At 54.4% G+C, this 13158-nt stretch carries 11 protein-coding genes; 8 read left to right on the top strand and 3 right to left on the bottom strand.

What is annotated here, in order from left to right:
* Positions 1 to 396: 396 nt before the first annotated feature.
* From HU143_RS17335 to HU143_RS17320, 4 genes are all read left to right on the top strand, one after another.
* Complete coding sequence (locus HU143_RS17335; RefSeq protein WP_000830237.1) at positions 397 to 921, top strand: Ail/Lom family outer membrane beta-barrel protein; 525 nt, start codon at positions 397 to 399, stop codon at positions 919 to 921.
* Between the two features lie 143 nt (positions 922 to 1064).
* Entirely contained in the window at positions 1065 to 1706 is a 642-nt protein-coding gene (locus HU143_RS17330; RefSeq protein ID WP_000610822.1) for a helix-turn-helix transcriptional regulator, read from the top strand.
* Between the two features lie 10 nt (positions 1707 to 1716).
* Positions 1717 to 1941, top strand: a complete 225-nt coding sequence (locus HU143_RS17325; RefSeq protein WP_000737124.1) for a membrane protein — start codon at positions 1717 to 1719, stop codon at positions 1939 to 1941.
* Between the two features lie 57 nt (positions 1942 to 1998).
* A complete protein-coding gene (locus HU143_RS17320; protein WP_000722978.1) occupies positions 1999 to 2358 on the top strand; it encodes a DUF4156 domain-containing protein in 360 nt (119 codons plus the stop codon).
* Positions 2359 to 2407: 49 nt separating this feature from the next.
* On the opposite strand, the gene mdsC is transcribed toward HU143_RS17320, so the two are convergent.
* From mdsC to mdsA, 3 genes are read right to left on the bottom strand one after another with little or no spacing between them, the layout of a single operon-like run.
* On the bottom strand, positions 2408 to 3865 hold the full coding sequence (gene mdsC, locus HU143_RS17315; protein WP_001577316.1) for a multidrug efflux transporter outer membrane subunit MdsC: 1458 nt from the start codon (positions 3863 to 3865) through the stop codon (positions 2408 to 2410).
* A gap of 16 nt (positions 3866 to 3881) precedes the next feature.
* Positions 3882 to 7049, bottom strand: coding sequence for a multidrug efflux RND transporter permease subunit MdsB (gene mdsB, locus HU143_RS17310; protein WP_023227309.1), 3168 nt, complete (start codon positions 7047 to 7049; stop codon positions 3882 to 3884).
* Complete coding sequence (mdsA, locus tag HU143_RS17305; RefSeq protein ID WP_023193432.1) at positions 7046 to 8272, bottom strand: multidrug efflux RND transporter periplasmic adaptor subunit MdsA; 1227 nt, start codon at positions 8270 to 8272, stop codon at positions 7046 to 7048. The genes mdsB and mdsA overlap by 4 nt, the downstream gene beginning before the upstream one ends.
* A gap of 276 nt (positions 8273 to 8548) precedes the next feature.
* On the opposite strand from mdsA, the gene golT reads away from it, so the two are divergent.
* The 4 genes from golT to HU143_RS17285 all read left to right on the top strand — a co-directional run bounded on the left by golT (position 8549) and on the right by HU143_RS17285 (position 13131).
* Positions 8549 to 10837, top strand: coding sequence for a gold/copper-translocating P-type ATPase GolT (gene golT, locus HU143_RS17300; RefSeq protein WP_023227308.1), 2289 nt, complete (start codon positions 8549 to 8551; stop codon positions 10835 to 10837).
* Between the two features lie 11 nt (positions 10838 to 10848).
* A complete protein-coding gene (golS, locus tag HU143_RS17295) occupies positions 10849 to 11313 on the top strand; it encodes an Au(I) sensor transcriptional regulator GolS (RefSeq protein WP_001020583.1) in 465 nt (154 codons plus the stop codon).
* 77 nt (positions 11314 to 11390) lie between these two features.
* Positions 11391 to 11585: a gold resistance metallochaperone GolB gene (golB, locus tag HU143_RS17290; RefSeq protein ID WP_023227307.1), complete on the top strand. Its 195-nt coding sequence runs from the start codon at positions 11391 to 11393 to the stop codon at positions 11583 to 11585.
* 292 nt (positions 11586 to 11877) lie between these two features.
* On the top strand, positions 11878 to 13131 hold the full coding sequence (locus tag HU143_RS17285) for an MFS transporter (protein ID WP_000288504.1): 1254 nt from the start codon (positions 11878 to 11880) through the stop codon (positions 13129 to 13131).
* Positions 13132 to 13158 lie beyond the last annotated feature (27 nt).

The following is a 13158-nucleotide window of genomic DNA, read 5'->3' as shown; positions in this document are numbered from 1 at the left end:
AATGTTGTCTGAATGCGTCAGAAAGCGAGTTGCGAAATTGCCCTCCGCAAGGGTAAAGGTTAACTCAATAATCAATTAAAATGCATATAAAACAATGGGTTATGAATTTTTGACTCGTCAGGGAGGTAACTGATACTCGCTGATAACCTCTCGCAGTCCGCCCGACGGATGCGATGCCAGGATCGGGTCTGAAGCAACTATGAATCCGCCATTAATAAAAAAGTAAGAACTCTGTAAGACTGATTTCATATCCATTATCGAATATATCAGGTTATATTACCTCCGCAGTTGGCATGACTGGTAATAAGCGCATTAGGTGCTCTTAATCTAAATGCTATTTGTGTGCCATAAGTTCCGGTACCGCCTTAATTATATATCAAAAATGGAGTGGTTTTAATGAAAAGACGGTCTTCGTTCCTTGTTTTTTTAGGTTTATTATTAGCGTCACCTTTAGCTTTGGCCAACGATCAGCACACCGTATCGTTTGGTTATGCACAAACTCATCTCAGTTCATTGAAAAATAGTGATAGCAAAGATCTGCGAGGCTTTAATTTTAAATATCGTTACGAGTTCAATGAGACCTGGGGGATGTTAGGATCATTCACCGCGACGCGCAATGAAATGGAGAACTACACCTGGAAAGAGGGGAAATTGCATAAAAATGGTTCCGATTCTGTAGACTATGGTTCTTTGATGTTTGGACCAACATATCGTTTTAATGACTATGTGAGCCTGTACGGCAATGCGGGTATAGCGACGATGAAATTTAATAAACACTCAAAAGAAGACTCCTTTGCCTACGGCGCTGGCGTAATATTTAATCCAGTTAAGAGTATATCTATCGATGCATCATGGGAAGCCAGTCGTTTCTTCGCTGTGGATACCAATACATTTGGTGTCAGCGTAGGTTATCGCTTCTGACATTAAAATTATAAGCGTTACGTTTATGGCAAGGAATTAAAAATAATATGGCGCTGCTACAGAATAGGGATGGTTATGAGCGCTCAGGTAATCTTAAGAGGAAGATAAAACACTCACCGTAGCGTTATTCTATTGATGAAATTATGATAAATTCACTATCGGAACAACTTCCGTTAAAAACGATAGGTATAGTTTTAACGGATGATTATTATACTTATTTAGGCATCGCTTCACTCTTTGAGGATGGGAAGTGCTTTATGTTCCCACTCAATGGAGAATATAATTCGTGTCAGATATCAGCTAGCGAAGATATCATAATTATTATTGATGGACGAGTTTTGATTCAGGGGGTCTGGAAAGGTTTTAAGGCGCTCATGCAGCATTATCCACATGCTCGTCGAATCTGGCTCACGCGCAGAGATATTGGAAAACTTTATCCACATGGCTGCGATAGAGATCCTGATATCGATCCCGATTTGGCAAAGCCTGTTTTTATTGAGCATTTCATTAAATACGCTTGTGCAAACGATGTAGCGGTCGGTGAACTTGCGCCGTTGACAAAAAAGGAGGAGGAGTTGTTATGGCACTTTTTATATAAAAAGTCGATGAGTCAGATCGCCAGTAGCTATGGCATTAGTCGTAAGACTTTGTACATTCATAGATTGCGTATCTGTCGTAAATATGGCTTCAAACGTTTTTTCCATTTGCTATTTATTTACCAAAGAAGTCGCCATATCTTCGCATCTAAAATTTGCCGTGTAGACAAAAACGCCGATCAGGCTTGAAGCAAACAAGATGAAAAAGTTAACGATGAGAGAGTGTGAAAGCATCAATCCTACTTTGCTGCTTGCCATTAAGATACTTATCTCGGCGCTTGACGAAAAAACAAAAATAAGGCTCAGAGAGCATATTGAAAAAACTGAACAAGAAATAGCCTCAAGCATACATGATAGCATCATGACAGAGACTTTTCTTCAGCAAATGAAAGACATTCGTTACATCTTAAATATAGTTCCTTGACGGCGTTCAGAAGCAAGAACGCGTTATTATTTAATGATTAATAGACCAGGTATTAGTATGAAAAAGATCTTAGTATGTTTCGTCGGCTTGGCTTTAACCGCATGTAGTGCTAATTCGTTGAATTATGGCGCTGAACAGGTACGGGTAATGACCAGCGAGCCAGGTAAGGAATGCAGCTACTTAGGGGATATCACGGGCAGCCAGGGGAATTTCTTTACCGGTGGCTGGACTTCCAACAGTAACCTGGAAACGGGTGCCCGTAACGATCTGAAAAACAAAGCTTATAAAATGGGCGGCAATACGGTAGTCCTGTTAACCCAGCGTGCAGGCCAGACAGGAAGTTCATGGCACGGTTCGGGCTCAAGCAAACAAACGAATGTCACGTTAAGCGGGAACGTTTATCGTTGCCCTCGTTAATCTTATTTTGCAGGCAATATATGCCTGTTTAGCGCGCGCGCTATTTGGGCTAACCTTGCTTTTTCTCGCTGTATTCCCGCCAACCGCCGCCTAATGCTTTATACAGGTTAATGATATTTAACTGTTGCATGAGACGTGTGCGTACCAGGCGCTGTTGCGCGCCATAAAGCATACGATGGGTATCAAGCAGCGTAAGGTAGTCATCGACGCCTTCCTGAAAACGGAGTCCGGCCAGCTCATAGGCGATTTGACTGGCTTCAACCGCGCGTTGTTCTGATTGCACCTGGTCACTCAGCGTACGCTGTCCCGCCAGACCATCCGCCACGTCGCGAAAGGCTTGCTGAATAACGTTTTCATACCTGGCGATTTCAATCTGTTTTTGGACATGCGCCCTATCCAGGTCAGCGCGTAATGCGCCGCCGTGAAAGAGAGGCAAGGTGATTTGCGGTAGAAAACGCCAGCTTCCCGATCCCGGTTCAAAGAGTCCGCTAAGAGACGCGCTGGCCGTTCCCGCCGCGCCTGTCAGGCTGATGGTCGGGAAGAAGGCGGCGCGCGCTGCGCCTATCCGGGCGTTTGCGCCACGCAGCCTGTACTCGGCGGCGCGAATATCCGGGCGGCGTACCAGCAGCTCTGACGGTAATCCGCCTGGCAGTGTGGTCGGGATCGCGCCTTCCGTAAGCGTGACCGCCTCGTTTAGTCGACGCGACAGTTCAGGCGTGAGCGGCTGGCCCAACAGCAATTCCAGCGCGTTACGATCCCGCGCCAACTGTCGCGTATACGCCGCGCGATTGATTTCCGCAGAACGCAGCGCGATCTCCGCCATACGCAGATCGAGCTGTGTGGCGTTGCCTGTCCGGGCAAGCTGGGTTGTCAATGTGTATGAACTTTTTTGCGCGGCCAGCGTATCTTCGGTTAAGCGCAGCAGCTCCCGGTCAGCCCGTAGCGTCAGCCAGGCGCTGGCGACTTCGGAAACCAGGCTCATTCGCGCCGCAATGTACGTCTCATCAAGCGCCATATAGGCGGCTAATGCCTGGTCGCTAAGGCTTCGCACTCGCCCCCAGAGATCCAGTTCCCAGGCCGTCGTCGCCCCAGCCATCTCGTAGCGTCGGTTAATCTCAGGCTCGTCCGTGACGCTGAGATCGGCGGGAGTGCGACCGGCGTCCATGGCGGTGGCGATGCCGAGCGTCGGCAGCATCTCCGCGCGCTGAATACGGTATAACGCCCGGGCGGCTTCAACATTGAGCCCTGCCTTGCGTAAATCCCGATTATTGCGTAACGCGATCGCGATCAGTTCCTGTAGAAGCGGATCGTGGAAGAAATCACGCCAGCCAATGTCAGCGGCATCCGGCGCGCCAGAAACGGTTGACGTTGCGTAGGGATAGACCATCGCAGTCGGCGATGCGGGGCGTTCGTGCTTCGGCGCCATCGTACAGCCAGCAAGCGTGGTGACGAAAGCAAGCGTCGCCAGCGTGGCGGTCTGCCGATAGCCTGTAAAAGTGATCTTCATTATGCCATTCCCATCATTATGCTTGCTGATCATGTGAATCAACGCGGTTCTCACGCTTTAATGCCATCCTGCGAACCACCACGTAAAATACAGGCGTCAATAACAGGCCGAAGAGCGTGACGCCCAACATGCCGGCAAACACGGCGATGCCCATCGCATGTCGCATTTCCGCGCCGGCACCCGTCGCGAGTACCAGCGGTACTACACCTGCGATAAAGGCGAATGAGGTCATCAGGATAGGACGCAGACGCAGGCGGGACGCTTCCAGTACGGCGGTCAGCGGGTCTGCGCCGTCGTGTTCTTTGGCGCGGGCAAACTCGACAATCAAAATGGCGTTCTTGGCCGCCAGGCCGACTAGCACCACGAAACCAATCTGCGTAAAGATATTGTTATCTCCGCCAGATACCCACACGCCGACAATGGCTGAGAGTAATGACATAGGCGCAATAAGCAGGACGGCGAAGGGCAGCGACCAACTGTTGTACTGCGCCGCCAGGATCAGGAAGGCCAACAGCACCGCCAGCGCAAAGATAGCAAGCGCAGAGTTGCCGGCCTGTTTTTCCTGATAAACCAGATCGGTCCATTCGAAGACCATCCCTTCCGGCAACGTTTCACGCACGATCTTTTCAATTGCGTCCGTCGCCTGTCCGGAGGAGAAGCCCAGAGCCGGTCCACCGCTAATATCTACCGAGGGGAAGCCGTTGTAATGGATGATTCTGTCCGGCCCCGACTGGCGCATAATCGTGACGAAAGCGCTAAGCGGGATCATCTCGCCCTTCGCATTGCGGACTTTAAGCAGGCCGATATCCTCTTGTTGCATACGGAATGGCGCATCGGCCTGCGCCATCACCCGCCAGGTACGGCCAAATCGGTTGAAATCGTTGACGTAAAGCGAGCCGAGGTTAATTTGCAACGTTTCAAAGATGTCGGTGAGCGATACCCCCATTGATTTCGCCTTTACCCGGTCGATATCCACCTGTAATTGCGGGGCGTTCGTCTGGAAACTGGCCAGCATATTGGCCAGTTCGGGCGTCTGCATCGCCTTAGACATAATCTCGCTTTGCACCTTTGTCATCGCTTCAAATCCCAGTTCCGCACGATCTTCAATCTGCAATTTAAAGCCGCCCGTCGCGCCAAGCCCAGGAACCGGCGGCGGCGGGAAGATGCCAATAAACCCGTCGGGAATGTGGCTAAATTTGTGCATTAGCTTTCCGGCGATAGCGTTAGCGGAAAGCGAAGGATCTTCACGCTCGTCAAAGGGTTTCAGCATGGCGAACATCAGCGCCGAATTTGGCACATTTACCGGGCCGTTAACCGACAGACCGGGGAAGACGACGACGCTTTCGACGCCGGGTTCCGCCAGCGCGATAGCGGACATCTGTTTCACGACCGCCTCTGTGCGATCCAACGATGCGCCGCTTGGGAGCTGGGCGATGCCGACGAGATAGTATTTATCCTGCGCAGGCACAAACCCGTTCGGCACCTGATGGAAGCCAAGCCAGGTCAGCCCCACAAAGCCAGCATAGAGCACCATCACAATGACGCTGCCGCGCACGGCCCGACGGACGGCGCTAACATAGCGGTTCGACGCGCTGTCGAAGAAACGGTTAAAGCGATGGAAAAAACCGCCAGTGACCGTGCCCATCAACCGCGTTAGCCAGTCAGCCTTCGCAGTATCGTGGTGCGGTCTTAGCAAAATGGCGGCCAGCGCAGGGGAGAGCGTCAGCGAGTTAATGGCCGAAAGGATGGTCGAAATAGCGATGGTCAACGCGAACTGACGGTAAAATTCACCCTGCAGGCCCGCCAGGAATGCGGAAGGGATAAAGACCGCCGTCAGCACCGAGGTAATAGAAAGAATGGGACCAGTGACTTCATCCATCGCCTTCTTTGCCGCCTCTCCGGGACTTTTGCCCTGCGAGATATGCCGTTCCACGTTTTCGACCACAACGATGGCGTCATCGACAACGATACCTATCGACAGGACCAAACCAAACAGCGAAAGCGTATTCAGCGAAAAGCCAAACAGGTGCATCAAGGCAAAGGTGCCGACCAGCGAAACGGGAACCGCCACCAGAGGAATAATGGACGCCCGCCAGGTTTGCAGGAACAGCACCACGACAAGGACGACCAGCACGAGGGCTTCCAGCAACGTAATCGCCACCGATTGTAGCGATGCGCGCACGAAGACCGTAGGATCATAGGCAATCCGGTATTCGATATCCTGCGGGAAGTTTTGCTGCAACTCATCCATTTTGCCGCGAATCGCGTTAGAAACGTCAATCGCATTGGCACCCGGACTTTGAATAATCTGTAACGCTGGCGCCGCTTCGCCATTCAGTAAACTGCGCAGCGTATAGGCATCTGCGCCCAGCGTGACGCGGGCGACATCACGCAGACGCGTCACCTCGCCGTCAGCGCCGATTTTTACCACAATCTCGCCGAACTGTTCTTCGCTGGTCAGGCGGCCCAGCGTGTTTACCGTCATCTGAAAAGCGGCGGAGGCCTCCGGCTGCTGCCCGACGGAACCGGCGGCGACCTGTACGTTTTGTTCCCGCAACGCCGTAACGATATCACTGGCGGTAAGACCGCGGTTGGCGATTTTCGCCGGGTCCAGCCAGACGCGCATGGCGTACTCGCCCGCGCCCCAGACGAGAACATCACCGACGCCGGGTAAACGGGCCAGCTCGTCGCGAACCTGCCGGATGGCGAAGTTAGACAGGTAAAGCGAGTCATAGCGTTTTTGCGGCGAGACAAGATGGACCACCATCAACATATCGGGGGACGTTTTCTCCGTTACAACGCCAATTCGCTGGACTTCTTCGGGCAGGCGAGGCAGCGCGCGGGATACCCGGTTTTGCACCTGAATTTGCGCCATATCAGGATCGGTTCCCTGTTCGAAGGCGATAGAGATAACCATGCGACCATCAATGGCCATCTGGGTATTCATATACAACATGCCGTCAACGCCGTTGATCACCTGTTCCAGCGGCGCGGCTACCGTATCGGCAATCACTTGCGGGTTAGCGCCGGGGTAGCTGGCGCTAACCTGTACCGTGGGCGGCGTAACGGCCGGATATTCACTCAGCGGCAGTTTTAAAAAGGCGATAGCGCCAGCCAGCAGCATTAACAGCGACAGGACGATGGCGAAGATGGGGCGTGCAATGAAAAAGTGGGTGAATTTCATTGGCGCACCGCCTTCGGCGCACTGTCGCCGTCCGCTTTAGTCAATGTCGCGGTCTGTTTATCGGTCACATTCTGCCGCATCGGCACCAGACGTGGCGCAACGGTCATGCCAGGACGCACCAGCCCCTTGAGGATGATTTTTTCTCCCGGCTGTACTCCCTGTGTAACGACGCGGAGTCCATCGACCATTTGTCCCAGCTCAACCGGACGATACTCCACCTGATTCTCCTTGCCGACGATCAGCACATAGTTTTTGCCCTGATCGGCGCTCACCGCCAGATCGTCAATCAGCACGGTTTCCCGCGGCTCGCCGATGGGCAAACTGATTCGGGCAAACAGGCCGGGAGAAAGCATTCCGTCGGGGTCAGGAATCACGGCGCGCGCCCGGATAGTGCCGGTGCTGCGGTTCATCTGATTGCCCATAAAGTCGAGTACGCCCTGATAAGGCAGCCCGTTATCGGTGGTTAACCCCATGTTGACTACCGGTGGATTTTTGTCGGAGCGGGTATGTCGTAACGCCTTCAGCCAGGTGGCTTCGTCAATATCGAAATACACATACATGGGATTGTGAGACACGATAGTCGTCAGAAGCGTGGCGTTACCCGCTACGCCGCCGCTGACCAGATTGCCCCGGGTCACCAGTATGCGGTCAACGCGTCCGGCAATAGGCGCGGTAATACGGGTCCAGGAGAGTTCAAGGCGCGCTGCGGCGACGGCGGCTTTGGCCGATTGCATCTGCGCCTGTCGCGCATTACGCGTGGCGGTGACATCGTCAGCGTTTTTACGTGATACGGCGCCGCTGGCGACCAGTCGTTGAATGCGATCGAAATCCGCCTGCGCCTGACGGGCCAGTACTTCAGCCTGACGTAATTGCGCGACGGCGGTGTCGAGGGCGACCTCGAACGGGCGCGGATCGATCTGGAACAGCAGTTGTCCGCGGCTTACCAGACGTCCTTCCGGAACGCTGACGGCGTCAAGGGTTCCTCCCACGCGCGAACGCAGCTCCACGGTCTCCGGCGCGGCCAGAAAACCGGTGAATTCCGCCGTAGGCGCGAGTGTGCGGCTAAGGGCTTTAGCAACCGGTACCGACGGTGGAGGCGGCGCGCTGGCCGGTGGTCCGACGGCGTTGTCTTTATCCCATAGTGCTTCGCCGGCCATGTAAATCACGCCCCCGATGGCGGCGATGACGCCGGCTATCAACATAATTTTGAATGTTCTACGCATGTCGTTTCCCTCTTTACCGCAGCGTGTCGGCCATTCCGCAACGCTGCCGCAGAATTTTTGGCAAAGGCTAGGCGTTACAACGAAGGAAAGGTCAAGCGCTCCTGACGGGTTTTTTCGGGGCGTGGGTCGGCATCGTGGCGTAAATGTCTCGCATCATCCTCTTTTATGAGCCATCTCACATTCTCGCCGAACCGTGCAGCCTGAATACGCTTGACCTTCCCACAATGGCAAGCTTTAGGCTTTCTGATACCGAATAGTCAGGATGGGGAAGTCGTCATGAGTCAGTCAGAAAATCGTCACGACACGATAAGCTTGCTTGTTGAAGGTATGACCTGCGCGTCGTGCGTCGCTCGCGTTGAAAAAGGTATTAAGGCTGTGCCTGGCGTAACGGACGCTACGGTGAATCTGGCGACGGAGCGCGCCACCGTCCGCGGGACGGCATCGGCGGAGGCGGTGATCGCGGCGATTGAAAAAACGGGGTATGAGGCGCGACCGATAGAGACGGCGGGGCAGGGCGAAGACGACTCTGAAGAGAAAAAAGAGGCCGAGCGCGTCAGGCTGAAGCGCGATCTGATTCTCGCCAGCGTGCTGGCGCTCCCCGTTTTTGTGCTTGAAATGGGTTCGCACCTTATTCCTGGTATGCACGAGTGGGTGATAAAAACGATTGGCCTGCAACAAAGCTGGTACTGGCAATTTGCACTGACCCTGTTGGTGCTGACGCTCCCCGGTCGCCGTTTTTACCTTAAAGGGTTCCCGGCGCTGGCGCGTCTGGCGCCGGACATGAACTCGCTGGTCGCCGTGGGAACCGCAGCGGCATTCGGCTACTCGCTGGTGGCGACCTTTACGCCCGACCTGTTGCCTGAAGGGACGGTAAACGTCTATTACGAGGCCGCCGCAGTGATTGTCGCGCTTATTCTGCTGGGGCGCTTTCTGGAGGCAAGGGCGAAGGGGCGGACTTCCGAAGCGATTAAACGTCTGGTGGGGCTACAGGCGCGGGTCGCGCATGTGTTACGCGAGGGCCGCATCGTGGATATCCCTGTCGACGAGGTTGTGCTGGGCGACTGTGTGGAGGTTCGGCCAGGCGAGCGGATCCCGGTTGACGGCGAAGTGACCGAAGGCCGCAGCTTCGTTGACGAGTCGATGATTACCGGCGAACCGATACCGGTTGAGAAATCCGCAGGAAGCGCGGTGGTGGGCGGTACCGTCAACCAAAAAGGCGCGCTCACGCTGCGGGCGACCGCCGTCGGCGGACAGACCATGCTGGCGCAAATCATTCGTCTGGTGGAACAGGCGCAGGGTTCAAAACTGCCGATTCAGGCCGTCGTGGATAAAGTGACGCTGTGGTTTGTCCCAATGGTAATGCTTATTGCTGCGCTGACCTTTGTGGTATGGCTGGCGTTTGGGCCGTCGCCAGCGCTGACTTTCGCTCTGATCAATGGCGTTGCGGTGCTGATTATCGCCTGTCCTTGCGCAATGGGCCTGGCGACGCCGACTTCCATTATGGTGGGAACCGGTCGTGGGGCTGAAATGGGCGTGCTGTTCCGTAAGGGGGAGGCGTTACAGCTACTCAAAGACGCTAAGGTGGTGGCCGTAGACAAAACCGGGACGCTTACCGAAGGCCGCCCGGTACTGACCGAGCTCGACGTGGCCAGCGGCTTTGAACGCCGTGAGGTGCTGGCGAAAGTCGCGGCGGTAGAATCGCGTTCAGAGCATCCGATTGCCCGTGCGATTGTCGTGTCGGCAGAAGAGGAAGGGATCGCGCTACCAGGCATGAGCGGCTTCGAATCGGTGACCGGGATGGGCGTATACGCTACCGTTGACGGTACGCGTGTTGACGTGGGGGCCGATCGCTATATGCGCGAAATTGGCGTGGATATTAGCGGCTTCGCCACCACCGCCGAACGGTTAGGACAGGAAGGGAAATCGCCGCTCTATGCGGCTATTGACGGTCAACTGGCGGCGATTATCGCCGTGGCCGATCCGATCAAACCCAGTACACCCGCCGCAATTAACGCTTTACATCAGCTCGGCATTAAGGTCGCCATGATCACTGGCGATAATGCCCGCACGGCACAGGCTATCGCCAGACAGTTAGGGATTGATGACGTGGTCGCCGAGGTATTGCCAGAAGGGAAAGTCGAGGCGATACGGCGCCTGAAAGCGGCGTATGGGCAGGTGGCGTTTGTCGGCGATGGCATCAACGATGCGCCAGCGCTGGCGGAGTCCGACGTGGGGCTGGCGATTGGCACCGGCACCGATGTGGCGGTGGAATCCGCCGACGTCGTACTAATGTCCGGCAACCTGCAAGGCGTGCCGAATGCTATCGCGCTGTCTAAAGCGACCATCCGCAATATCCACCAGAATCTGTTCTGGGCCTTTGCTTACAATACGGCGCTGATTCCTGTCGCGGCAGGCGCGCTATTTCCGGTCTGGGGCATATTATTGTCACCGGTATTCGCCGCAGGGGCGATGGCGATGTCGAGCGTGTTCGTGCTGGGCAACGCTTTGCGGCTGCGCCGTTTCCGGGCGCCGATGGCAACCCCATCCGACACATCCACGACATGAGGAGGAGCGTCATGAACATCGGTAAAGCAGCTAAAGCATCGAAAGTTTCGGCCAAAATGATTCGCTACTATGAACAGATTGGTCTGATTCCCGCGGCAAGTCGGACGGATTCCGGCTATCGGGCCTATACCCAGGCTGATGTTAACCAATTACATTTTATACGCCGCGCGCGCGACCTCGGCTTTTCAGTTGCTGAAATCAGCGACTTACTGAATCTTTGGAATAACCAGTCGCGGCAAAGCGCTGACGTCAAACGCCTGGCGCAGACGCACATTGATGAACTGGACAGACGTATCCAGAACATGCAGCACATGGCGCAAACCCTCAAAGCGCTGATTCACTGCTGCGCCGGCGACGCGCTGCCAGATTGCCCCATTCTGCATACGCTTGGACAACCTGACGATAGCGAGCCGGAGGCGCGTACCGGAGCGGTATTGCGCCGTCCTCGTCGCCACGGACTGGCAAAGCGTCTGTAAGTCCTGAGATTACGCTTGACCTTCCAACACTGGCAAGGCCCAGACTGGCAACAGTTCCCACACAAAAGGAGTTCACTATGCAGTTCCATATTGATGACATGACCTGCGGCGGCTGCGCCAGTACGGTAAAAAAGACGATTCTGACTCTTGATGTTAATGCGACGGTGAGAACTGACCCGGCGACGCGTCTGGTTGACGTTGAAACGTCGCTATCCGCGGAGCAGATTGCCGCCGCCCTGCAAAAGGCCGGTTTCCCGCCGCGCGAGAGGTAATCGTCAATGGCGATCGGTCTGGCGACAGGCCGGTCGCGATACGCTAGCCACGCTTCGCTTTCCTTTGCATGAGATAATCCCCATAAAAAGTGTGACAAATCATGTGTCAGTAAGCTTTGTTAATAATATGTAATGATTTGTCTATTTTTGCTAACATTTTACCTGCTATATACAAAAAGATAACAAATAAGTAGCGCAACGCTACCTTGTTACGTCGCTTTGACGACGGGAGCGCTCCAGCGTTTCGCCCGCTTCAAAGCTTGATGTTATTTTTTGATGCAGGACACTACCTATGTACACCCCCCTGAACTGGACGACGACACAACGACATGTGGCGTTTGCCAGCTTTACCAGTTGGATGCTGGATGCGTTTGATTTCTTTATCCTTGTCTTTGTACTTAGCGATCTCGCCGAATGGTTTCACGCTTCCGTATCGGACGTTTCCATTGCGATTATGCTGACCCTGGCGGTACGTCCCATTGGCGCGCTGCTATTTGGCCGAATGGCGGAAAAGTACGGACGTCGACCGATACTGATGCTCAATATTCTGTTTTTTACGGTGTTTGAACTGCTTTCCGCCTGGTCGCCCACCTTCATGGCATTTCTGATTTTTCGGGTCATGTACGGCGTGGCGATGGGCGGGATATGGGGCGTCGCGTCATCACTGGCGATGGAAACCATTCCCGATCGTTCGCGTGGCCTGATGTCGGGCATTTTTCAGGCGGGCTATCCCTGCGGCTATCTGTTCGCCTCGGTTATTTTTGGCCTCTTCTACAGTATGGTAGGCTGGCGCGGTATGTTCCTGATTGGCGCCCTGCCTGTTGTCTTGCTGCCTTATATCTGGTTTAAAGTGCCGGAATCCCCCGTCTGGCTGGCGGCCAGAGCGCGTAAAGAGAATACCGCGCTGCTTCCTGTTCTGCGCAAACAGTGGAAGTTGTGTCTGTATCTGGTGCTGGTCATGGCGTTCTTTAACTTTTTCAGTCACGGCACGCAGGATCTCTATCCTACCTTCCTGAAGATGCAGCATGGTTTTGATCCGCATCTGATCAGTATCATTGCGATTTTTTATAACATTGCCGCCATGCTCGGCGGTATTTTCTACGGTACGCTATCGGAACGTATTGGGCGTAAAAAAGCGATCATGATCGCCGCCTTTCTTGCGCTTCCGGTACTCCCGCTATGGGCATTTTCCAGCGGATCATTCACGATTGGCCTGGGCGCGTTCCTGATGCAGTTTATGGTGCAGGGCGCCTGGGGTGTCGTGCCGACCTGGCTGAACGAGCTGGTTCCGGCGAATGCGCGCGCCGTGCTGCCAGGGTTTGTTTACCAACTCGGTAATTTACTGGCGTCGGTTAATGCGACGTTACAGGCCCGCATCGCGGAAACGCATGGCGGAAATTACGGGTTGGCAATGGCGATCGTGGCTGGCGCGGTGGCTATTTTAATCTGTGTATTTGTGGCATTTGGTCGCGAGACCCGGGGAGTCGTCATCTCCGGTACAGATAGCGACGCCCTCCCGGAGTCGGCCGTCGGTCATCGCACGTAAACACTACGCTCCTGGCGCATACTGTCG

It is taken from the genome of Salmonella sp. SJTUF14076, from assembly GCF_015534835.1.
Taxonomy (GTDB): Bacteria; Pseudomonadota; Gammaproteobacteria; order Enterobacterales; family Enterobacteriaceae; genus Salmonella; species Salmonella enterica.
This window is presented reverse-complemented; position numbering and strand designations above follow the sequence as displayed.